General features: G+C 33.4%; 21 protein-coding genes. 1 reads left to right on the forward strand and 20 read right to left on the reverse strand.

What is annotated here, in order from left to right; all coding sequences use genetic code 11:
• Positions 1 to 64 precede the first annotated feature (64 nt).
• The 7 genes from GKG00_RS06770 to GKG00_RS06800 all read right to left on the reverse strand — a co-directional run bounded on the left by GKG00_RS06770 (position 65) and on the right by GKG00_RS06800 (position 6,642).
• Positions 65 to 1,957, reverse strand: coding sequence for a cell wall-binding repeat-containing protein (locus GKG00_RS06770; protein ID WP_154254848.1), 1,893 nt, complete (start codon positions 1,955 to 1,957; stop codon positions 65 to 67).
• A 200-nt stretch (positions 1,958 to 2,157) separates the two neighbouring features.
• Positions 2,158 to 2,736 (reverse strand): LemA family protein, encoded by a 579-nt coding sequence (locus GKG00_RS06775; RefSeq protein ID WP_154254849.1) that lies wholly within the window; start codon positions 2,734 to 2,736, stop codon positions 2,158 to 2,160.
• Positions 2,737 to 2,745: 9 nt separating this feature from the next.
• A complete protein-coding gene (locus GKG00_RS09095) occupies positions 2,746 to 3,699 on the reverse strand; it encodes a DUF3137 domain-containing protein (RefSeq protein WP_346962835.1) in 954 nt (317 codons plus the stop codon).
• Positions 3,700 to 3,873: 174 nt separating this feature from the next.
• The gene (locus tag GKG00_RS06785) at positions 3,874 to 4,116 is read right to left on the reverse strand and encodes a DUF2700 domain-containing protein (RefSeq protein ID WP_154254850.1); all 243 of its coding nucleotides are present in this window, start codon (positions 4,114 to 4,116) and stop codon (positions 3,874 to 3,876) included.
• 287 nt (positions 4,117 to 4,403) lie between these two features.
• Positions 4,404 to 5,063, reverse strand: coding sequence for an ABC transporter ATP-binding protein (locus GKG00_RS06790; protein ID WP_154254851.1), 660 nt, complete (start codon positions 5,061 to 5,063; stop codon positions 4,404 to 4,406).
• On the reverse strand, positions 5,064 to 6,251 hold the full coding sequence (locus GKG00_RS06795) for an FtsX-like permease family protein (RefSeq protein ID WP_154254852.1): 1,188 nt from the start codon (positions 6,249 to 6,251) through the stop codon (positions 5,064 to 5,066).
• Complete coding sequence (locus GKG00_RS06800; protein ID WP_154254853.1) at positions 6,241 to 6,642, reverse strand: DUF4418 family protein; 402 nt, start codon at positions 6,640 to 6,642, stop codon at positions 6,241 to 6,243. Before GKG00_RS06800 ends, GKG00_RS06795 begins: the two co-directional genes overlap by 11 nt.
• Positions 6,643 to 6,988: 346 nt before the next feature.
• Between GKG00_RS06800 and GKG00_RS06805 the strand changes: the two genes are divergently transcribed.
• Positions 6,989 to 7,888: a selenium metabolism-associated LysR family transcriptional regulator gene (locus GKG00_RS06805; RefSeq protein WP_094204309.1), complete on the forward strand. Its 900-nt coding sequence runs from the start codon at positions 6,989 to 6,991 to the stop codon at positions 7,886 to 7,888.
• 293 nt (positions 7,889 to 8,181) lie between these two features.
• Here the strand turns inward: GKG00_RS06805 and GKG00_RS06810 are convergent, their stop codons facing one another.
• The 13 genes from GKG00_RS06810 to GKG00_RS06870 all read right to left on the reverse strand — a co-directional run bounded on the left by GKG00_RS06810 (position 8,182) and on the right by GKG00_RS06870 (position 24,058).
• Positions 8,182 to 8,844: a TVP38/TMEM64 family protein gene (locus tag GKG00_RS06810; protein ID WP_094206203.1), complete on the reverse strand. Its 663-nt coding sequence runs from the start codon at positions 8,842 to 8,844 to the stop codon at positions 8,182 to 8,184.
• A gap of 105 nt (positions 8,845 to 8,949) precedes the next feature.
• Positions 8,950 to 10,377 (reverse strand): adenylosuccinate lyase, encoded by a 1,428-nt coding sequence (gene purB / locus GKG00_RS06815; protein ID WP_154254854.1) that lies wholly within the window; start codon positions 10,375 to 10,377, stop codon positions 8,950 to 8,952.
• The gene (locus GKG00_RS06820) at positions 10,377 to 15,269 is read right to left on the reverse strand and encodes a phosphoribosylformylglycinamidine synthase (protein WP_154254855.1); all 4,893 of its coding nucleotides are present in this window, start codon (positions 15,267 to 15,269) and stop codon (positions 10,377 to 10,379) included. The genes purB and GKG00_RS06820 overlap by 1 nt, the downstream gene beginning before the upstream one ends.
• A gap of 15 nt (positions 15,270 to 15,284) precedes the next feature.
• Complete coding sequence (gene purH / locus GKG00_RS06825) at positions 15,285 to 16,790, reverse strand: bifunctional phosphoribosylaminoimidazolecarboxamide formyltransferase/IMP cyclohydrolase (RefSeq protein WP_154254856.1); 1,506 nt, start codon at positions 16,788 to 16,790, stop codon at positions 15,285 to 15,287.
• Positions 16,778 to 17,332 carry a phosphoribosylglycinamide formyltransferase gene (locus tag GKG00_RS06830; protein ID WP_094207676.1) on the reverse strand — a complete coding sequence of 185 codons (555 nt, stop codon included), beginning with the start codon at positions 17,330 to 17,332 and terminating at the stop codon, positions 16,778 to 16,780. Before GKG00_RS06830 ends, purH begins: the two co-directional genes overlap by 13 nt.
• Before the next feature lie 8 nt (positions 17,333 to 17,340).
• Entirely contained in the window at positions 17,341 to 18,687 is a 1,347-nt protein-coding gene (gene purF / locus GKG00_RS06835) for an amidophosphoribosyltransferase (protein WP_154254857.1), read from the reverse strand.
• Between the two features lies 1 nt (position 18,688).
• Positions 18,689 to 19,387 (reverse strand): phosphoribosylaminoimidazolesuccinocarboxamide synthase, encoded by a 699-nt coding sequence (gene purC / locus GKG00_RS06840; protein WP_154254858.1) that lies wholly within the window; start codon positions 19,385 to 19,387, stop codon positions 18,689 to 18,691.
• Between the two features lie 323 nt (positions 19,388 to 19,710).
• On the reverse strand, positions 19,711 to 20,517 hold the full coding sequence (proC, locus tag GKG00_RS06845; protein ID WP_154254859.1) for a pyrroline-5-carboxylate reductase: 807 nt from the start codon (positions 20,515 to 20,517) through the stop codon (positions 19,711 to 19,713).
• 83 nt (positions 20,518 to 20,600) lie between these two features.
• Positions 20,601 to 21,080 carry an NAD(P)H-dependent oxidoreductase subunit E gene (locus GKG00_RS06850; RefSeq protein ID WP_154254860.1) on the reverse strand — a complete coding sequence of 160 codons (480 nt, stop codon included), beginning with the start codon at positions 21,078 to 21,080 and terminating at the stop codon, positions 20,601 to 20,603.
• Positions 21,081 to 21,084: 4 nt separating this feature from the next.
• On the reverse strand, positions 21,085 to 22,059 hold the full coding sequence (locus GKG00_RS06855; protein ID WP_154254861.1) for an aromatic acid exporter family protein: 975 nt from the start codon (positions 22,057 to 22,059) through the stop codon (positions 21,085 to 21,087).
• A gap of 97 nt (positions 22,060 to 22,156) precedes the next feature.
• Positions 22,157 to 23,029: a DUF422 domain-containing protein gene (locus GKG00_RS06860; RefSeq protein ID WP_241673667.1), complete on the reverse strand. Its 873-nt coding sequence runs from the start codon at positions 23,027 to 23,029 to the stop codon at positions 22,157 to 22,159.
• Positions 23,030 to 23,072: 43 nt separating this feature from the next.
• Positions 23,073 to 23,381 carry a hypothetical protein gene (locus GKG00_RS06865; RefSeq protein WP_094206781.1) on the reverse strand — a complete coding sequence of 103 codons (309 nt, stop codon included), beginning with the start codon at positions 23,379 to 23,381 and terminating at the stop codon, positions 23,073 to 23,075.
• Between the two features lie 5 nt (positions 23,382 to 23,386).
• A complete protein-coding gene (locus GKG00_RS06870; RefSeq protein ID WP_154254862.1) occupies positions 23,387 to 24,058 on the reverse strand; it encodes an MgtC/SapB family protein in 672 nt (223 codons plus the stop codon).
• Positions 24,059 to 24,207 lie beyond the last annotated feature (149 nt).

Here is a 24,207-nt window from a genome sequence, read left to right on the forward strand (position 1 = left end):
AGAATTTTTTAAATTACTCATTAAAAAATCAGAGCTTTTTAATCAGCTCTGATTTTGTGTGTTATTATTTTATTGCTGTTTCTAAGTCTGTTACTATTGAGCTAGGAACGAATTTCTTTCCACCTATTACAGTAATTTCTGTTATAGTTTCTTTAACATACTCTCTAATCGTTTTTGGTGATTCGCTTCTATTTACTAATAATATAGGTGATGAAAGTCTTCCTGCTACTGGCGATACTACTAACGCATCTGCAAATACTTCTCCACTTGCTACAAATGCTTTTTCTGACTTGAATAATCTTTTTGCAATTTGTGCTGCTGTATCGTATCTACTTCTTCCTGCAATTCTTTCTGTGTTTTTCGGTAGATCTTTTTTTACTTTTTCTGATACGGAGTTTAATCCTCCTGCTATTATTGTTTTGTTGATATATTTGTTTAGAACTTTTGTAATTTGTGTATCAACTGTTGTTTTTTGTACTAGTAGTATTGGATACTCTTGTTTTGCCGCATAGGCACCTGCTGTTAATGCATCCGCAAAGTTTTCGCCACTTGCTATTATCGCAGTTTGTTTTTTAGATAGTTTTAAAAGTCTTTCTGCTATCGCTGCTGATGTTTCATATCTACTGTGTCCAGCTATTCTTTCTATATCTTTATCATATTGTCTTAATTCTTTTTCGACGTTAGTTGATATAGAATTTACTCCACCTACGATAATTATATTAGTTGCTTTTAATCTTTTAAGTTCTGCTTTTACCGGTTCTTCTAATTCATTTTTGGATGTCAATAATATAGGCGCATTCAATTTTTTAGCTAATGGTGATGCTGTTAATGAGTCAGGATATTCATCACTTCTGGCAATTATTACTGTGTTGGCTTTTTCATAGTATTTTTTGGATACTTCAATTGCTGTAGATATTCTATTTCTACCTGAAATTCTATTTTCTTCGTTTGGTTGCGGTTTCTCAGATGGTTGGTCTTCCTCTTCTGTAAATCCTGTTTTTACGTTTATTCTTACTCTTGCCAAATCACCAAATTCACGTTGAAATTCCCCTGGTCTGCTTTCGTAAGAATATCTTACAGATTCTTTACCCTTATCCAACACTATTTTATTTCCTACGAGTTTACCATTTTCTAGTTCCTTTATTCTTTTTGGATTAGGATTACCAGGAAGTTTTTCTAAATAAATAACCTTGTGATCAATGTCTGTATAATAATCAAATGTTTGCAAGTCAACTATGAAGGAACTTAATTCTCTATTTTTAGTAGTATCTATCGCTTGCAACTTATTACTTCTAGCATTTATGCTTTGTAATTGTTTATTCTTACTAATATCTATTGTTTCTAGATTGTTATTTTCACAATCAAGATTCTTAAGATTTACGCAATCTGACAAATCTAATTCCTTTAACTTATTATAAGTTAAGTTTAATTTTTTTAAGTTCACACAATTGTTTAGATTAATTTCCTTTATTTTATTTTGCCATAAATTAACTTCTTCAAGTTTACTATTATTACTTAAATCTAATTTTGTAAGAGCATTGTTTGATAAGTCTAATTCTTTTAGCTCTGTGTTTTTACTTAAATCCAACTCATTTAAATTCTGATTCAAAACACAATAGATTTTCTCAAGTTTTGTATTTTTAGATAAATCAATATTTTCTGCATTATCAGATGTATAAAATGATTTTATCTCAGTAAAATACTCAATACCTTTAAAGTTTTTTGGCGAATTCACACTTGTATCAATCCTTGTTACCGATTTAATTTCTTCTTGGCTTAATTTTTCGTCTCGATTTTCATCAAATTCTTTCACATATTCCCTGAACTTAACATCAGGAAAGTTTGTTTCATTGATTTCAACATCTTGCGCTGATGCAAATGATGAGTTGAATGAAAACGCTCCTATAATCAATGCAAAAGCAAGAATTACTTTGATCAACTTACTAAATTTTTTCATAATTTCCCTCCATTTTTATTAACTTTTGTGATTTCCTATTTACAAAAGTCTTTTGGTTAACTATATTGTATCCCTTATATATATTTTTTGCAATGTTTTCCCTCAAATCTTTTTTTCTATTTTTTTTACAGTTTTCAACAAAAAACTTCCAAGATTATTACAATCCCAGAAGTTATCCCCTTTATTTTTACTTATTCTAATTATTTTACATCATAGTCGAATTCATTTATCGATCTTTTGCTGTCTATGTTTTGTTCTTTAAGAAATTCCATTTCTTTCAATCCTTTAGATTTTGCTACAACAGATTTTGGAAATGACACGATTTCTTGGTTTATTATGCTGATATTGTTGTTTACGATTCTTTTTGCAGCGGCTAATTGTTCATTTTCGTCGCTGATTTCATCTTGTAGATTGATGAATTCTTGTGACGATTTAAGATCCGGGTAGGCTTCTGCAAGTGCAAATATTTTGCTGATTTCACGGTCTTGGTTTTGTATTGTGGCGTTGAATTCTTTGATATTTGCATTTTGTCGAAGTTTTATTACATCCGAAAAAGTTGAGGCTTCATGTCTTGCGTATGATTTGGCAACTTTTATCATTTCACAAATTGTGTCGTATCTTTTGGCTAGTGCAATGTCCACGTTTTTCTTGGATTCGTCTATTACGACTTTGTATCGGTTAAATCTATTCGATGTTTTTACCCACCAAATTAATACTATAAAAATGATTAATGCAATTATTCCAATTGCTGTGAATTCCGAATTTAAAAATCTGTCCATAATTTCTCCTTATAATTTTTCACCTATTATATCTATTAGAGAGTAAAATCCAGATAATTTTTCTCTAACTTTTTCGTATTCTGTTGAAAGCGACAATTCATCAACTTGTTTTTTCGTTTGTGGTAATGCAAATAAAAACACATTCGATTCGAATGATACGGAGATGTATTGTTCATTCATGTATAAGCACACTCTCATTTTCTCTTTCCAATCGTTCAATAACTCTATAATTTTAGGATCTAAGATAAGTCTTGTGTAGAAATCATCTGTTGAATATATTGCGTATGAATTGTTAAATTCAATGGATTCCGTCTCAATTCCTTTTTCTATTTTTGTTTTCTTGCCGTAGTTTCCATGATTTCTAAACCCAAGTACTTTACCTTTTTTTATGGGAACTACTCTTATGTGTCCATTTATTTTAGTGTCAAATTTTGCCATTAAAATCTGTCCACAAAAATCGATAATTTGTCGTGTGTGTCCTTCGCTATCTTCAGTTTCTGTGTATGCTTGCATATTAGAAAATTCTGTTTTGTAATCATCACCAAATACTATGTGGCAGTTTCCAAAATAATACTCAGAATCAGGAACCAACCTTTTCATTACTTTCACATCAATTTTCTTAGAATAATCAATTGCTGTATCCGGCAAGATTTCATTCAACACTGGTAATAGGAAATTATCAATATAGGATTTTGCAAGTTCATTTCTTCGTTGTTTTGAATATTTGTTCCAAAAATACACTATAGCAGCCATTACAAGAAGCGAATAAATATCTAGCATCGCTCTTAATGCAATAAATCCGAATATGGCACCTATAACTAATACAAATGGATTAATGATGTTATTCTTCATTCCATTTTTTACTGAATGTAGTTTTGATTGCATTTGTGGAGAATTTTCTATTTGTTTAATTCGTTTTACGATTTCGGGATTGGTAAATTTATCCCTGTATTTTTTCCTCACTGCTTTTCCTTTCACTCACTTTAATTGCACGTGTATTTATTTATATTTATACCCGATTATTCGTGAAAAATAAGCTATTTATACTAATTTTTGATATTTTTACAAATATTTTACACATATTTATTGTGTACACAAAAAAAGACACCTTCTTACTGGTGTCTTCTACGTATAAATTTATTTTTTTGTTATGCTCATTCCTATAACCATACCCAAAAGCATACCGATCGATATAAAAGTCGCGATGTTGTCTTTTCCTAAAGCAGTTCCGAAACCCGCGCCTAGCATCATTCCTAACGCCATTCCAAGTGACATATAATTATCATCGGATTTATCTGATTGTTTTTTCGATTTTTTGATGACGATTAGGACTAATATCACTACTATAATCAATGGTAAAAGTATTTTAAATATTTCCATGTCTTCTCCAATTTATAAATTTTTCTTAAAACAAATAATCCTGTTTGATTCTTCATCTGACTGTAGAATTTCTTTAAATTCTTCTAATTCGTCAACATTTCGTTATCACATATTTTTGTAGCCATTTGTGCTAAAACATGTGAATCTTTTTGTGTAGCTTCCAATATTTTCATTTATTTCACCTTTTTCTCTCAATTAGATTTTATTCTTAGTAAATTAACTTGTCAATGATTGCAATAAAAAAACTGACCTTCTAAGTCTTATGACTTTTGAAGATCAGTTATATTTTATTCGGATAAATTTTTCCCCGATAATTTGTACACTTTTTTCGCTCTGTTTTTGAGTCTTGAATCATGTGTTACACATATCAGTGTTGTTTTATTGTTCAATTCATCGAGCAAGTCTAAGAATTTGTCGACGTATTCTTCATCCAAGTTAGCTGTTGGTTCATCTAGTATTAATAGCTCTGGTTCATTAATTAACGCCCTTAGAATCATTAATTTTTTAATTTCTCCGCCAGACAAATTTTTCGCACTGTTTAGTTGAAGAAGTTCTTCCATGTCGTATTTTTTGATGAATTTCTCATAATCAAAATTATCCACGCCTGAAATGTCTGCTTTCATTTCCAAGTTTTCCTTAACTGTTAGTGCTGGAAATACTATCAAATCTTGTGGTACAAATGATATTTTCTTGGAGCGAAGATCAGATATTTCTTCATCTGTAAAATCTTTTACTTCTTTGGAGAAAACTTGTAAGCTTCCTCCATCGTAATTTAAAAAACCTAAAATCACATTTAGAAGTGTACTTTTTCCTGCACCACTTGCTCCAACTATCGCGATATAGTCATTTTCATTTACAGTTAGGTTTACATCTTTTAGTACTTCGTTTTTTCTATCAGAATTGATAAGGTAGCTTTTTGATAAATTTTGTATTTTCAATATTTCCATTTAATTACCTCTCAATGTTAGTGCTAATTCGTCTTTGGATATTTTGATTACGTTGAATATTTGCGTGATTAGGGCAATTACTACTACAACTAATAATGTTATCGCCGAAATAATTAGTATTTCTTTTGCATTAACGCTCATAAATGCCAAGTCCAAAGATTTCTCGATTTGACCGGAGAATAGCTTCACTGTGAGTATGGATAATCCAATTCCTATTACTGCCCCAATAAATGATAGTACTACTGAGTATTTTAGGATAATGGATTTTAGTTTACTCTTTGTTATACCAAGTATTCTAAGTGTTGCCATTTGTTTTTCTTTGTCTTTGAAATCAACTGTAAATATCGAAATTAATACGATTATTGCCATTATCAATGTAAATGTTAGTAGTATTTTCAAATATTTCATAAGAGAAAGCATTTCTTTGGATAGATTGTCTACGAAGTTTTTGTTCATGACAACCATAGTGTGTGTCCCTCTAAGTGATTTCATAAGATTAACTGTTAATTGTTCACTATCTGCATTATCTTGTTTTTTTATTAAAATTGAAGATATTTCAGAATTTGGAACGTATTTTTGTGGATGAACTTTAACAGAATCTTGTAGCATTTTCTTCGCCGTATCAAAATTCATGAATATTGCATTATCAAATCCAAGACCAGTTTTCATTAATTTTGATTTTACTTTGTATTTTTTGCCGAAAAAAGTCAATGTGTCTGCATCAACTACACTCACATTATTTCCGATTAAAATTTCTCCGTCTTCCAATTGCTTCACATCTTGTTTCATCCAAGGTTTTATTGTAAAGTCCTTTTCAAAATCAATTCCTATAGCTTGGACAGGGAATGAACAACAAGATTCTTGAAGAGTCGCAATGTACAATTGTGGAGCTGCTTGTTTTACTCCTTCGACTTTTTGTACTTTATCAAGCACATCATTTTGCATGTAAAATTCAGAAGGCTTACCAGATACGAATAATGTTTCTTGCTCTTTTCCGCTTTTTTCTGGAACAATCATCATATCTGCGCCCAATCTTTGTTTCATATTATCAATTGAATTGTTAAGTCCAATTGAAAAATACATGCTTACAAACAAAAGTGCAGACACTATCGCCATAATCAAAACTATTATAAAAGTTCTGACAGGATTTGATGACATCCAGTTTTTAAGGTAAAGTTTATCTTTCATCGATACTCTTCTTTAATACCACAAGATAAGCTATTGAAATTATTGCAAGGATTATCGAGCAGATTGACACTGTTGGAATTGTCTTCATTTGACAAGCGGCACCTGCGTGTTTACAACCACCTATTACAAATTTTGCTAATAAGAATGAATCAATAGCTAAAACTGGAACTGCGATATTAATTCCCCATTCGATTTTTTCGTCTTTAATGATATATGCTATGACTAATAAAATCACGATACTTACTGCCACTACAAATACCGCATTTGACATGTGGAAACATTTCATTGGCATTTTGCCTGGCATTACTTTGCATGGTTTTGCGATGACTTTTGGTATTAATGCTAAAATAATTGCAGCTACCAATTGTAAAATTTTTAAAATTTTCTTCATATTTTCCCTCTTAAATATTTAATGTTTCTAATATTATTTACTTTTTACATACAAATTATTTTATCATAAATATCATTTATTCATTAATTGAAATTTTCTATAAATAACGCCGTATTTTTAACTTTTTGCAAATTTTTATCATTTATATTCTAAAAATTATCTTACAAATATTGATTTATTAACATTTTGTAATTTTGAATTACTTATAGATTTTCCCTATAAATAGTAAATCGTTTGTTAAATTTATTTACAATTGGGTATATTACTATAAAGTATTTGCGTATTTTGTAAAATAAAAGGTATATGATAAAATATATATATTAAATACCACGAAGAGAGAGATATTATGGATTTAAAACAATTAGAAACGTTCATAACTGTTGTGGAATGGGATAGTTTTTCTGAGGCTGCTAAAAGACTTTATCTTACACAGCCCACGATAAGCACTCATATCAAACAAATTGAAAATGAACTTAATGCAGAATTATTAAAAAGAACAACTAAAAAGTTAGAGCTTACTCCTGAAGGAAGAGAATTCTACAACTACGCTAAGGCTATTTCAAGGATTATGGAAAGCATGCAGGATTCTTTTTCAAAAAAAAGTCTAACTACTTTTAACATCGGTGCAAGTTCTGTTCCTGCAACATATATTCTGCCTTCTCTTTTAACAAAATATCACAAATCTCACATCAAAACTTTGGTTAATATAATTCAATCAGATAGTTTAACTACGATTGACGGAGTTATAAATGGTTCAATCAATATTGGAATTGTAGGCATGACTACAATGGATAAAGAACTTACCTTTGAAAAAGTCCTAAGCGATAAGCTAGTAGTAGTCACACCATATAACGATTATTATAATGCATTGAAGAAAAACAATGTCAAGATAAGTTCTATTTTAAAGGAACCAATAATTTTTCGTGAACAAGGTTCTGGAACATTAAAGGAATCTATGAAAATGATAGACGCTTTAGGAATCAGCAAGAATTCGCTTAATTTGATTGGAACAGCAAATAGCACAGAAACTTTGAAGCAATGCATTCGAAGTGGAATGGGAATATCGATTATGAGTAAACTTTCAGTAGAAGAAGAAGTTGCAAATAATCAATTGATTTCTTTCAAAATCGACGATTTCGAATCGGTACGTCACTTCTATCTGGTATATCGTTCCAACTCTTTACTCTCAGAGCCAGTTATAGATTTCGTAAAATTCACAAAAAAATACTTAGAAGAGAATTTTTAATTCATAAAAATAACCGCAATAGCTCATACTGTAAGCATTGCGGTTTTTTGTGTGTTTGTTTTTATATCAAAGTATAATGAACGAGTCCTCTGGAGAAAATTTTATAAAATTCAATCGAGAAATTCGTAAAAATTCAACTGTTTGAGCGCAAGCGAGTTTTGAATTTTAGAATTTCGAGATTAGAATTTTCAAATTTTTGTAAGCGAGACGAAGTGAGTTATACTTTGATATATTTTAGGACTTACTCACTTTACTTTTTTAGGAGATTTAGCTACTACTCACTCATCATCAAATTACTTCAAATCTTTTTGTTTTTCCTTGTCTTTTTTGTCGATTATTTTCGCAAATATTAGGCTCACCACTGTAAGTCCTACTACCAAAATAATCGCTTGGTAGAATTCCTTGGATCCAACATTTAGCACTTTATCCCCCAAATTCAAATACACAAGCGTCCCAGGAATTATTCCAAGAACTGATGCAAACATATATTTGGATAGGCTTATGTTCGTCAATCCAAACCCGTAATTTATAAGATTGTATGGAATAATCGGAATCAATCTGCAAATGAACAAAAGAGTGAACAGTTTTGAATCTGGTGCATTTAGTATTCTGTCCCTATTTTTTTCGGAGAATTTTTCATTAATCATCTTAACAACATAATCGTGTCCGATTTTTCTAGAAAGTTCAAACATAAGCAAGCAGTTCATCGATGCTCCTATAACTGTGTAAATACTTCCTTTAACAAGTCCGAAGCTAACTCCACCGATTAACGCTAATGCTGGAACTGGGAAAAAACCAATTGGAAGTATTGTGAACAATAAAATATACACAACTGCTCCCCATGGGCCAGATTTTTGTACCAAGTTTCTGATTGAATCATAAGGAACAAACACCATCAGTCCCACAGTTAACGCAACTAGAAGAACTATCAAAAATATTTTCTTAAATTTTTCCATATTTCACCTACTAATTATATTTGAATTCATTGTATCGTATAAATTTAATATAATCAACTAAAAAAATGCACACAGCCTACTAAGCCATGTGCATTTCTAATATTTTTAAACTTTCAAATCAACAGAGTATTCTGTGTCGTATTTTGAAATAACTGGTTTGACATCTTCTTCGATAAATTCAACCACTTGTTCTGGGCATCTTCCAATATAAAGTTTGCCATCTAAAAGTGAATTCAAATCGTCTTTGTCAAGATTAAAAGCTTCGTCTTTTTCCAATAATTCTAATAAATTGTTGTCTAGTCCTTCTTCTTTTACTCTTCTACCTGCAACCATTGAATATTCTCTGATTTTTTCGTGAAGTTCTTGTCTGTCGCCGCCACGTTTTACAGCTTCCATCAATATGTTTTCAGTCGCCATAAATGGTAATTCTTCATTAACGTGTGCTTTGATTTGGTTTTCGTAAACAACAAGTCCGTCTGTAACGTTGATTGCTATTTCCAAAATACTATCCACAGCCATGAAGCTTTCTGGAACGCTCATTCTCTTGTTTGCCGAATCATCCAACGTTCTTTCAAGCCATTGAGTACTTGCTACAAATTGTGGGTTTTGAACCAGACTCATCACGTATTTTGAAAGCGATGAGATTCTTTCGCATCTCATTGGATTTCTCTTGTAAGCCATTGCTGATGAACCGATTTGTGTTTTTTCAAATGGTTCTTCCAATTCTTTTCTGTTTTGCAAAAGTCTGATGTCGTTTGTCATTTTGTGAGCTGATTGTGCGATTGATGATAGAACTTGAAGCACGTGGTAGTCGATTTTTCTTGTGTATGTTTGTCCACTCACGCTAACTGCGCTGTCAAATCCCATTTCCTTTACGATTTTCTTTTCCAATTCTTTTACTTTGTCGTGGTCATTGTCGAAAAGTTTTAAAAATGATGCTTGAGTTCCAGTAGTTCCCTTTACTCCTCTCAATTTTAAATTTTCTTTTCTGTAAATAACTTCTTCCAAATCCATAAGGAAATCTTGAATCCACAAAGTAGCACGCTTTCCAACAGTCACTAATTGTGCTGGTTGGTAGTGAGTGTAGCCAAGTGTTGGCAAATCTTTGTATTTAATCGCAAAATCAGACAAGTGTTTAATCAAAATCGCTAATTTTTTCTCTACGATTTCAAGAGCATTTCTCATCACTATAATGTCAGTATTGTCTGTTACATAGCAGCTTGTCGCTCCCAAGTGGATAATTCCAGCTGCGTTTGGACACACTTCTCCGTATGTTTTCACGTGAGCCATTACATCATGACGAAGAACTTTTTCGTATTCAGCAGCCTTATCAAAGTCGATGTCTGAAATGTGCGTTTGCAATTCTTCTATTTGTTCGTCTGTAATATTAAGTCCCAATTCTTTTTCAGATTTCGCCAATGCCAACCACAATCTTCTGAAAGTTTCAAACTTAACTTGAGAGCTGAAATTGTGGCTCATTTCGTGGCTTGCGTATCTCGTGTTTAATGGACTTTGGTAAATATCGTTGTTCATTATTTCTCCTTGAAGTATTCTACTGCATTTCTAAAAATATTTTGCTTGTCGATGTCGTAAATATTTTTGTACAAATCATCTGCGATTCTTTCAGTGTGACACATTCTTCCCAAAATCTTACCATCTCTGGATAAAATTCCTTCGATATTGTAGTCTGATCCGTTTGGAGAGATTTTGTAAGCAGAGAAAACTTGTTCATTATCCAAAAGTTCTTGGAGTTTGTCTTCTTTGATTACAAATCTTCCTTCACCGTGTGAAATCGGCATTCTGTATGTCTTGTTCAAGTCAATTCCATTTGTCCAAGGGCTGTTATTAGTCAAGCACAATGTATCTACAAATGTCGCAATGTGTCTTCTGTTTGTGTTGAATGTCAAGTTTGGATCATCTTCTTGTGGTGATGTAACTTTTCCATAAGGAAGAAGTCCAGTCTTCACCAAAGCTTGGAATCCATTGCAAATTCCAATTACCAATCCGTCATTTTCATTCAACAAATAATCTATCGCACTACTTATTTTCTCATTTCTTAGAATATTTGCCAAGAACTTAGCTGATCCGTCTGGCTCATCTCCTAGTGAAAAACCTCCAGGAATGGCAAATATTTGCGCTTTTCTAATTTTTTCAGCCAAAACATCAATAGAATTCAATATATCTTCTTGGTTTCTGTTTTTGAATAGAACAATTTCTCCATCTGCTCCATTTTCTTTGAATGCATTCAATGTATCCCATTCACAGTTTGTTCCAGGAGCTGCCAAGATTACAACGTGAGGTGTGTCAGTTGGTTTCTTGGATTTCATTCTACGTTGTTCGATTTTTTTGTTTTCTATTGGTTTGTACTCGATCTTTTCTTTTGGTGTGAATACTTTATTTAAAACTGTAGTGTAGCCTTCTAGTAATTTTTCTGAATCTAATTTAACATCATTTACGATAATTTCATCTGCAAAATCACCGATGTGTTCGATATTTTCGTCTTCATCAATGTATTCAACTACGAAACTTCCGTACATTGGATTGTACAAATTATCAAATTTGATATTAAAACCAGCGTTTCCTACAGATTGTTCAAAAATATTTGCCAACAATCCTTTCTTATCCAATGCAATCGCGGAAATAATATTTTTGTTTCTGATTTGTTTTGTGATAAAATCGAAATTTTCTTCTAATTTTTCAAGATTCAATGTTCCGTCTTCTTCGTAAGGTGTTCTCACAAGACCGATTTTGCCTTTACCTTTCAAATCATTCGTAATTATGTTGTCCACATCTTCGTGTGTCACTGCAAATGAAATCATAGTTGGTGGAACCTTGATATCCTCGAAGTTTCCACTCATACTGTCTTTTCCACCGATTGGCATTGCTTTGAAATGTTTGGAAACAGTGAATGCACCAAGTAATGCCTTCAATGGTTTGGACCAGATTTTTTTGTCTAGCATTTTTTCGTAATATTCTTGGAATGTCAATCTGATTAAGTTTTTGTCAGAACCCAATGCGATTAGTTTACTGATTGATTCTACAACTGCGTAGTATCCTCCCAAGTATTGAGATTGTTCCGACAAATCAGCGTCAAATCCGTAACTCATCATAGATACAGTTTTCATAACTCCATCCATTGTTGGAATCTTTGCAACCATCGCTTGTGATGGATTCAATTGTAATTTACCACCCATTGGATTGATAACAGTGTTTCTTCCGATTGTGGAGTCGAACATTTCTATCAAATCTCTCTTGGATGTTATGTTGAGTTGTTTTATTTTTTCGTAGAATTTGTCGGCATCAGAACATTTTTCAGTCAAAATTTCTGGAACATCTTCTGATACAACTTCAACTTCAGCGTTTCTGTCTGAACCATTTGTGTTTATGAAATCGTAGCTGATGTCTGCAATCAAATCTTCATCGTAGAACATTCTCATTCTGTTAGTGTCTGTGATGTCTGCAACAACAGTTGTTTCGATGTTCTCTGCGTCAGCATATTTCACAAATTCTTCCAAATCTTTCTTAGCTATAACACATGCCATTCTTTCTTGTGATTCACTGATTGCGATCTCAAATGGTTTAAGGCCTTTGTATTTCAATGGAACTCTGTCCAAATAAATATCTACACCATCGTGAAGCTCACCAATCGCAACGCTCACTCCACCTGCTCCGAAGTCGTTACATTTCTTGATCAAACTTGCAAGTTCAGGAATTCTGAAAAGTCTTTGGATTTTTCTTTCTTCAGGTGCGTTACCTTTTTGAACCTGTGCAGATTCTGTTTTGATACTTGTAACTTTGTGACTCTTTGAAGAACCTGTCGCTCCACCAATTCCGTCACGTCCAGTTCTTCCGCCAAGTAAGATTACGATGTCTCCTTTTTCAGGTTCAATTCTCTTGACATTTTCAATTGGTGCTGCAGCCATAACAGCTCCACATTCCAATCTTTTAGCAACATATCCGTCATGATAAATCTCATCTACAAATCCAGTTGCCAAACCAATTTGGTTTCCGTAAGAAGAATATCCCTTCGCAGCTTCTTGTGTGATTTTTATTTGTGGAAGCTTTCCATCCATCGTGTCTTCCAATGAAGTAAGAGGATTGCCCGCTCCTGTAATTCTCATAGCTTGGTAGACAAACGCTCTACCACTTAGTGGATCTCTGATTGCTCCACCCAAGCAAGTACTTGCGCCACCGAATGGTTCGATTTCTGTTGGGTGATTGTGTGTTTCGTTTTTGAACATCAACAAATAATCTCTAGTTTCATCAACTCCATCAACTTCCACGCGAACTTTGATTTTTACAGAACAAGCGTTGATTTCAGATGAAATTTCCAAATCGTCAAATTCGTTTTTGCTTCTCATATATTTGGACAAAATCGTTCCGAAACTCATAAGATTGATTGGTTTTTCTATTTTTAATTCTTCTCTAACTTTCAAATATTCTTCAAAACTATTGTGAATTGCTTCGTCAAGTTTTGTCTTTGCATCGAATTCAATGTCCAAGAAAGTGTTGAAAGTTGTGTGTCTACAGTGGTCTGACCAGTAAGTATCCAAAATCTTGATTTCTGTTTCGTTTGGATCACGATCTTCTGATTTGAAATAATCTCTAATGCACTTCAAATCTTCGTCATTCATCGCCAATGAGTGATCGTCGACGAATTTTTGAAGCTCATCATCTTTCATATCTCTGAAACCATTGTATGTTTCGTTTTCCAAATTCTTAGGATTTTCTTGTTTCAAAGTTGTTGGAATACCAAGCAAACTAACCTTGTGGCTGTCAACAGGATTTACCAAATATTTTTCAATTTTTTCCAAATCTTGTTTGCTGGCGCCTTCGATTTCGTAAACTGTCGATGTCTTACAATCCACATCTTCATCCAAAATCAAACTCAATGTGTCAAGTACGCCTTGTTTTCTTTGGTCAAATTGACCTGGCAAATATTCCACAGCGATTGCGTTTTTCATATCAGCTTGTAATTTCAACGCATCTTCTCCGTAGAACACATCATCTACAGATTTTTCGCTAAGAACTGTGTCGACAATTCTTTTCAAATTATCGTCACTAATTTCCAAATCGTATCTCTTGTAAATTACGAATTTATCCAAATCAATTCCAAGTAAGTTTTCAATTTGCTTTTTCTTTTCGTTAGATTCATAATCGTATTCGTCTTTTTTTCTGACATAAACTCTTTTTACTCTAGGACCAATATCAGTTCTGTGATACATGTTTTTAAAATCCACCTTTTCTATATCTTCATAACAAGCCTTAATAACATCATCGAAATTCTTTTTAGAATTTACAATATTTAGAACACGGCCACCGTTTGTAACGATTTTGCCGTCGACTCTTTTCGTTCCTGCATGGAAAACAACACTGTCCATATCAGAAATTGTAATCTCATCGCCCTTGTCGTAACTTTCTGGATATCCACCAGCACTTAGAACAACGCAAAGCGCCTTGTTGTCATTTATTTTCAAATCGACATCGGATAGCTTTCCTTCACTTGTTTTCATCATTATATCTAACAAATCGTTGTCGATAAGTTCAAGCACAACTTGAGTTTCGGGATCTCCAAATCTCGCGTTGAATTCCAAAACGTAAATTCCATCATCAGTAATCATAAATCCAATGAACAACAATCCTCTGAAATCAATGTTTTCTTCTTTTAATCCTGTGAGAATTTTGTCTAAAACGCTTTTTTTGATTTTATCTACGAACACTTCTGCTTCGACATTTGGAGCATAAGTTCCCATGCCGCCAGTGTTTGCACCCGTTTCTCTTTCGAAAATTTTCTTATGATCCTTCGCAGTTGGAAGCGGAAGAATTGTCTTTGAATCTGTAAAGCACAACAAACTCATCTCAAATCCGTCGAGGAATTGTTCGATGACAACCATGTTGTCTTTTTCTAGTACATCTTTTAAGATTTTCTTCAAATCATCAGAATTATCTACAATGTAGACGCCTTTTCCAGCTGCAAGGCCATCTCTTTTAACGACAACTTTGCCATTTTCTTCCAACAATTTATTTGCAAAATCATAAGACTCATCAAAATCTTTGCTCTCCAAATACTTCGCAGTTTTGATGTCGTATTTTTCCAAGAATTTCTTCGTAAATGATTTTGAGTTTTCAAATTCAGCGGCTTTTTTTACAGGTCCAAATATTTTAAGACCATTTTTTTCGAACAAATCTGAAATTCCGTCGCACAATGGATTTTCAGGGCCAACAACTGTGAAGTCTATTTCATTTTTCTTTGCAAATTCAAGCAGACCTTGCAAATCATCTGCTTGAATACCTACGTTTTCTCCGATATCTTCAGTTCCAGCATTTCCTGGAGCGAAGAAAATTTTCCTACTTTCATCAAAAGATTTTATTTTACGTCCAAGCGCGAACTCTCTGCCACCTGAACCTACAACTAAAATTTTCATAAAACCTCCCAATTTTTAATGTTTGAAATGTCTGTTTTTTGTGAACACCATGCTAATTCCGTACTCATTGCATTTGTCAATTGAATCTTGGTCTTTGATACTTCCACCTGGTTGAATAATAGCTTTTACTCCTAATTCGTGTGCAAATTCTACGCAGTCAGAAAATGGGAAGAATGCATCTGATGCCAATACGCATCCAGTAAAATCAACGTCCGGGTGATTGTTGGCTATGTTTTCCAACGCCCAAATTCTAGATGTTTGGCCTCCGCCAATTCCCAAAGTGTGGGAATCTTTTGCAAGTACAATTGCGTTTGATTTTGTGAATTTAACCACTTTCATAGCAAATTCCAAATCCTTCTTGTCTTCATCACTTGGTTTTTCATTAGTAACGATGTTGTATTCGTCAACACCGAAATCTTTGTCTTGAATCAAAACTTTTCCGTTCAAATATTTAATGTCTTCTTTTACTGAATCGTTGTCGAATTTTATCTTAACAAGTCTGATGTTTTTCTTTTTAGTCAATATTTCAAGCGCTTTTTCGTCGAAATCTTTTGCAGCTATAATTTCCAAGAAAATTTGACTCATTTCTTCGGCACATTTTTCATCAACAACTCCATTGATGGCGATAATTCCACCGAAAATCGAAGTTGAATCTGCTAAGTAGGCCTTGTGGTAAGCTTCTGAAACGCTGTCTGCAATTGCAACGCCACATGGAGATTGGTGCTTCAATGCAACACAAGAATTTGCGCCCAATTCGTCAGCTAATTCCACTGCAATATTCAAATCGTTGTAATTGTTGAAGCTCATTGCTTTGCCATGAATAACTTCGCAATCTGTCAATTTGCCGTTTACAAATGGGTCTATGTAAAGATTGGCACTTTGATGTGAGTTTTCACCATATCTAAGTTCTTCTTCTTTTTTGAAACCAAAAGTTCTGTATTTGCTGCGTTCTCCAACTTGTTCTTGGAAATATCTTGAAATCACAGAATCGTAGTAAGCTGTCAAACTAAAAGCCTTCATTGCTAGTTTTTCTCTGTATGAATTATCCACGTTGTCGTTTTTCAATCTGTCGATAAGTTCGTCATAATCAGATGGATCTGTTACAACCAAAACGTCCTTGTAATTTTTTGCAGCACTTCTAATCAAAGTTGGACCACCGATGTCGATGTTTTCAACGATGTTGTCGTGGTCTCCAGTTTTCAATGCATTTTGGAAATCGTACAAATTAACCACAACAATGTCGATTGGTTGAATATTCAATTCTTCTACAGTTTTCTTGTGTTCTTCGTTATCTCTCTTATACAAAATTCCACCGTGAACGTATGGTGACAAAGTCTTCACTCTGCCTTGCAAAATTTCAGGGAAATTTGTAACCTTGGAGATGTCTATTACATTTACTCCAGATTTTTCGATTTCCTTGTAAGTACCACCTGTAGATATGATTTCATATCCCAATTCTTGTAAATTTTTTGCTAATTTAGCTACATCAGTCTTATCCGTAAGTGAAATTAATGCGCGCATGAACTCTCCTCCAATTTTTTTATAGCATCTTTCAAAATGCCATGTTCTATTTTCAAAACTTTCTTTGCTATCTCATCTTCCGATTTACAATCAGAAATATCCACAGACCTTTGAAGCAAAATATCTCCATCGTCTAATTTTTCATTCACGAAATGCACAGTTGCACCGCTAGTTTTTTCCTTATTAGCAAAAACTTTTTCGTGAACATGGATTCCATAACATCCCTTACCACCGTATTTTGGAAGCAATGATGGATGGATATTTACAATTGTAAACTCATTTATAATTCTCTTTGAAATTTTAGGCAAGAAACCTGCCAACACGATCAAATCTACGTTTTTTGATTTTAAACAATTGATGATTTCTTCGTCATCTTTTGAAACCAAAGTATCCACGTTGAAATCTCTTGCAAAACCAAGACCAGCTGCGTTTTTGTTACTAACCACAACAACAATATCGCTTTTGAAATAATTGTCTTTTTTTGCATCTAACAGAGCTTTCAAATTGGTACCAGTACCTGAAATAAAAACTGCAATATTCATTTAATCACCTATATAACTATCGGATCTACTGGATAATCTCCATCAAAACAAGCCTTACAGAATTTGTCCATTTTGTCGCTGCTCGATTTTATCATTCCTTCCATTGAAATAAATGCTAAGCTATCCGCCCCGATTTTTTCTCGAATAGCTTCGATATCCATGTTCGCTGCAATCAAATGCTTTCTGGAAGGAGTATCGATTCCGTAATAGCAAGGGAATTTTACAGGTGGCGATGTGATTCTCATGTGAACTTCTGTCGCACCAGCTTCTCTAATTCTTTGAATCAAATTAGCGCTTGTAGTTCCTCTTACAATGGAATCATCTATAAGTACAACTCTCTTTCCTTTTAATACATGTCTTAGTGGATTTAGTTTCAACTTAACAGCCATTTCTCTTTCTTTTTGAGTTGGTTTGATGAAAGTTCTTCCCATGTATCTGTTTTTTACCAAACCTTGTGCGTAAGGAATTCCTGTTTTTTGCGCGTAACCTATCGCTGAAGGAATACCTGAATCTGGAACCGGAACTACCAAATCAACATCACATGGAGATTCTTGTGACAAGTATTCTCCGCATCTTCTTCTAAAATTATATGCGTTTGTTCCATCTAAAGTGGCATCTTCTCTTGCGAAGTACACATATTCAAAGAAACAATGGCGTGGTGCTTCATCTGTTGTATACATCGAAGAATTTGCACCTTCTTTGTCTACGACAATTATTTCTCCTGGTTTAACATCTCTGATTTCAGTTGCTCCGACGATTTCTACTGCTGCATTTTCAGATGCAAACACAACATCTTCATCATTTTTCCCCATAACAAGAGGTCTAATTCCCAAAGGATCACGAAATGCTACAAGCTTATCTTTCAAGCACAACACAACTGCGTAAGCTCCTTTGATAAGTTTCATTGTTTTTTTGATAGCTTCAACGATGTCACCTTTGTAATATCTAGCAATCAAATACAAAATAACTTCACTGTCAATCGCTGTTTGGAACATAACGCCGTCTTCTTCAAGTCTTGTTCTTAAAATTTGGTGATTGATAAGATTTCCATTGTGCGCCAAGCTCATTTCAATCCCCTTTGCAAAAGCCATCAATGGCTGAGTATTGTAATCGTGAGAGCCACCAGCTGTCGAATATCTTACATGTCCAATTCCTACATTACCAACTAAATTATTCAAATTTTCTTCCTTAAACACATCGATAACAAGTCCCATGCCTTTTTCTCTATGTAGGTTTTCACCGTTACTAACGGTGATACCACAGGATTCTTGTCCTCTGTGTTGTAAGGAGTTAAGTCCGAAAAATAATTTCTTATTAACTTCGGACTTAGAATATATCCCTATAACTCCACACATCCTAGCCTCTCATTCTATTTAGAACTTCTTTGTAGCCTTCTGTCAAATCTCCCAAATCTCTTCTGAAAATATCTTTGTCTAATTTTTGGTTAGTGTCTTTATCCCACAATCTGCAAGTATCTGGGCTGATTTCGTCAGCTAATAAGATTTGTCCGTCATCAGTTTTACCGAATTCTATTTTGAAGTCAACTAATTTTAAGTTGATTTTTAAGAAAAATTCTTTAAGTAATTCGTTGATTTTCAAAGTTTCTTCTCTTAAATAGTCATATTCTTCTTTTGTGATAACTCCAAGAGCAATTGCGTGGTCTTCACACATCAATGGATCTCCCAAATCATCATCTTTGTAAGATAATTCGAAAGTTGGTTGATTTAAAACTTTTCCTTCTTCCACGCCGTATCTTTTTGCAAAAGAACCTGCAGTGATGTTTCTAACGATAACTTCAAGTGGCATGATAGTAACTTTTTTAACTCTCATATCAGTATTGTTTATTGTTTCGATGTAGTGAGTTTTGATGCCGTTTTTTTCAAGCATTTCAAAAATCATTGTAGTGATTGCTAAGTTTAGTTCGCCCTTACCAGCAATTGTAGCTTTCTTTTCACCGTTACCAGCTGTTGCATCATCCTTGTATCTGATGATATATTCATCAGCCTTTTCTGTTAAATAAACTTCCTTTGCTTTACCTTCGTACAATTTTTCCATAATACCCTCCTAAAATAAAAAAATAGAGAATTCTAGATAGAATTCTCCTAAATTTTTTGACAATTATACACTTTTTTATTGGACGCAAAAATAGCTATCAATTTGCCTCTCAATTTATTGATAAGGCTTAGATCGTGATTTGTAAATCTCAAATCAAAAAGCTTTTTTATGAAATTTATTGAAATATCAATAACGCTCATCATTTTGCCCCCACTAAAATAATTTACAATATATTATATCACACAGACCTATAATTTGCACCATGAAATGTTAAAAAATAACAAACAATTTCATACACTACATTATTGTAAAGTCATTGTAAATTATTTTTCACTCATTTCACGTGATTTTTCCACACAGGCAAGCTGAGCTTGAATGACAGCATTTCTAAGCCCGTATTTTTCTAAAACTTCCACAGCCTTAATAGTCGTTCCTGCTGGCGAACACACCATGTCCTTCAATTCTCCTGGATGTTTGTGAGTTTCCATTAACATTTTAGAAGCGCCAAGCACCGATTGTGCCACGAATTTGTATGCCATATCTCGTTTCATTCCCGTTTGTACAGCTGCATCAGCCATCGCTTCCATAAACATAAACACATATGCAGGAGATGAGCCGCTAACTCCAATCACACAGTCCATCAAACTCTCGTCGATTACTTCGCTTTTTCCAAACGAATTAAAAATTTCCTTCACGATTTTCAAATCATCATCATTTATATTTTCATTCGTACAAATCGCAGATATTCCTTCACCGACAAGACATGGCGTGTTCGGCATAACACGAAGAATTTTTCTGTCAGTTCCTGTGATTTTTTCAATATCTGAAATAGTAACCCCTGCTGCAACAGAAATCACAATAGCTTCCTTATTAATAACATCTTTGATTTCTTCTAAAACTGTTGGAATAATATGTGGCTTCACTGCAAGTATTACAACATCAGAATTTTCACAAGCTTTCTTGTTGTCAGTAGTCGTGTTCACTTTCAATTCTTCTTTCAAATCGTTTAATTTCTTCTCAGATTTATTTGAAACAAAAATTTTATTTCTATCTATCAACTTTGATTTCACAACACCAGAAATCATCGCAGACCCCATATTCCCAGCGCCAATAAAACATAATTTATTCATAAATACCTCGCTTGATTTTCTTAACTATATTCTATCAGATTTCATAAAAAAAGAGCTAGAAATCAACTAGCTCCAATTAGAATTTATTTGATTTTTCCCAGAACTTCTTTTGTTTTATCCGCATTCATGTGGTGATAGAATTTGCCATTAATCATAATATTGGGACCATCTTTGCATTTCTTGAAACAGTTTTGCGTTCTTAGTCGAATTTTCCCATCAGCAGATGTTTCATTAAAATCCATGCCAAGCTCTTTTTTCACAGTCTTCAACACTTCCATTGATCCATTCTTCGCACATCTCGGTCCCGAGCAGCATACAATCTCGTATTCAACCTTGGATTCTTTGATAGATGGAATGAATTTTATAATCGTCTTGATGTATTTCTCGTCAATTTCAAAAGCTTGTGCGATTTGTTTTTGGTGACTAATCGACACACACCCAAAAAAATCCTGGCAATTTCTGATTGACACCTTCGCTCCCTCTTGGCTACCCTTGCCAAAACTCTCCACAGCTTCCTCTAACTTTTCCTTGAAAATCAGTTCTTCATTCTTTTCTTCACACATATAATCACCTTTTACCTTTTTCCTTATTAAGTTTATTATTAATATAGTTACTTATGTCCACAAATTGATCCAGACTTCTGAACACTTGAAAAATTGCAGAACGAATAGCAAATTCTTCGTGAGTTTCTGGCAATTTCATCATATTGAAATGATTTTTCAGAAAATCAATTCTATTTTTCACCTTCGTGATTTCCTCACCATTTGTCAAATTTTCAGAAGTTTCAATTAAAATATCTGAAATGTACTTTCCATCTGAATATTCAACAGGAATCGTCTTCAAATCATGATACATCTCTTCTAATAAATCCATCTCCCTATTTCTCAAACGCAAATTGTCCAGTATATCTCTGCTATTTTCAATTAAATTATCATTTTCAATTATCGCAATTTCAATCGCCTTGTCGATGTCTTCATCAAGTTTTGAAATCTTGTCTTTGTATAACTTCACATCTAAATGTGTTATCAGTGATTGTCCGAACAAATTCAAAATGAACGTCATATCTTCGTCAATATTATCGATTAACTTGTTTAATCTATCTTGGCTTGTAGGTGCGTAGAAATTGGTTAGCATCGCAAATCCAGTTCCTATAAACACTAGTGCCATTTCATTCAAAATAATCGCTGAGTCAATTCTTCCGAAGGCCAACAAATGTGTCACAATTACACTTGAAGGTCCCAACCCCAGCTCTATCCTTAACAAAAAAGACACAGGCACAAATAATAGCAAATACAATCCGAAAACCCAAGTTTTGTATCCTAATTTTTCAAATAAAAATCCTCCAATCAAAAGAGCAATTATTGCGGACAAAGTTCTCTTCAAGCCACCTTCTATCGTAGCTTTTCTCGTATCAAACACATTTAATATCGCAATAATTCCCGCCGCAGCTGCAAACTCAAGAGAAAGTTCCTGCGACACAATTATCGCCAAAAGTGAAGCCAAAGCAGTTTTAATCGTTCTAGATAATATCGATTTATTCATAATAAACTCCTATATACTTTCGTTGTATTATTTATACCCAATTTGTGTTTCAAATGGTAATTTTAGCCACAATAAAAGCACCTACAAATGTAGATGCCTAATGATTATTTTCAATATCTATCAAACTCAAAACCAACGTCATTATCATAATGAAAAATGTAAAAAATGCGTATAAAAAATTGGCACTCATAATATTAAACTTAAAAAGCGCAGCAATACAATAAGCATATATGCTAAACCAGAAAACAAATAGCGGCCAATCTTTTTTGTTCTTGAACGTAATTGATTTGTGATGACTAATTAAAATTGATATCAATTTTATAAAAATAAATATCCAAATCAACAAAAATGCAATGCACGAAAACCATTCATCAGTTATTTTATCTAGAACGAGGGAAATTGCACTTGCGAGCGCTACGAACAATACTGCGCAAATTCCTATCAACAGTGATTTTGCAATACTAAAATCTGATTTGTCGAAAGATTTGTCCCATTGTTTCAAAGTCATAAAAATAATTGCTGGCACTTCAAACATATATCCCAAAAAATTAACCCAAATTACGCTCATGAACATATGATGATTGATAGCAAGAGTGATTGGGCGCCCATCCCACACCCAGAAACCTCCGTTTAACCTTATTGCCACTACATCCAAAAGCAAATCCATGCTTACAATCAACCAACCACTCAACAAAGCCTTCATTATATTGCTGATTGAAAACTTGTTTGCGATTCTAAGTGCACACACGCTGATTCCTCCCCACATCAGACCTCCGAAAAAGGGAAACTGATACGGATAAAAACCAATACTTATGAAAAAATCATTGCTATAATGATAAATATCTGTAAATCTCACTGCCAAAAGTTCCAAGCAAAACCCAGCCAAAGCTCCCGAAATAAAAGACCAAGCTCCCTGTAGTTTTTGCTTTTCAAAATATCGACAACCAAGATAAATACGATAAAATAACATAAAATCTCGAAACTATTAATCCAGTTCATAATTTTCTCCACTCTTATCTCAATCTGCTACCAACAAAGCATCCCATCAACGAAATCACACCGTAAATAAATATATAAATTGTGGCACTTTCATTCATATAAATAAGTACGTAAGGCACGAAAATCACCATAACTAAAAGAGGGTAAAGAATGTCAAAAGAATTCTTCTTTCCACACATTATAGCATTCACAAAAGTTATAACAGGAATTACAAATAATAAAATAAACATTGCACTGCCCGTATCTTTCATTAACAATGTCAACAAATAAAAACAGATTATATTAACCATTAAATATGGCAAAAGCTTTTTAATTCTATTCATAAAATCTAATCCTCTTTTTCACTCAATTTGACCGATTTCAGATGTAAATCTGATTTCAATTTCTTGAAAAATCTACCAATATCATAATTCTTATGAAATGATAACGTGGATTCAATCATCGATTTATCATCCATATCCTCATCAATTATGTCTATCTTTCTAACTTCTACGCCTTCTTCTTGAGTAAATTCATAAAAGCTTTTTTGATTGAAATTACTAGTATCGAAAACCATAATATACGATTTTGTAGTTTTCTTGTTGATTAAATCACTGATTCCTTTAAGTGAAACCAAAGTTATCAGACAAATAACAGTTGCAATAATTGCCCCTTCATAATATCCAATTCCCACAGCAAGCCCAATCGCTCCTGAAAGCCACAAAGTTGCAGCCGTAGTAAGTCCTGAAACACCATTCTTTTTTTGAAGAATGGTACCTGCTCCCAAAAACCCAATTCCACTCACAACTTGTCCCGCAATCCTCGCAGTGTCCCTAGCTGTGTCAGATGAAAACTCACCAATACCATCAATTCCAATAAGCATAATCAAACACGCCCCAACACTGACAATAATATGAGTTCTAAAACCCGCAGCCCTATTCTTGATTTCTCTTTCTATTCCAATCACAGCTCCCAGTATCGCTGCTAATATTAACCTAGTTGCTACCAAAAAAATATCCATAAATTCCTCCTCATATATTTATACCCAATAATTGTTGTTAATAAGTCATTTTACAGAAAACCAAAATAAAAAAGACGATATTTCTATCGTCCTGTGGATTATTATATTATAAAATTCAAAAAATCTTATTTGCTATTTATTAAGTAAAC

It is taken from the genome of Finegoldia sp. BIOML-A1 (genome assembly GCF_009678325.1).
GTDB classification, from domain to species: Bacteria; Bacillota; Clostridia; order Tissierellales; family Peptoniphilaceae; genus Finegoldia; species Finegoldia magna.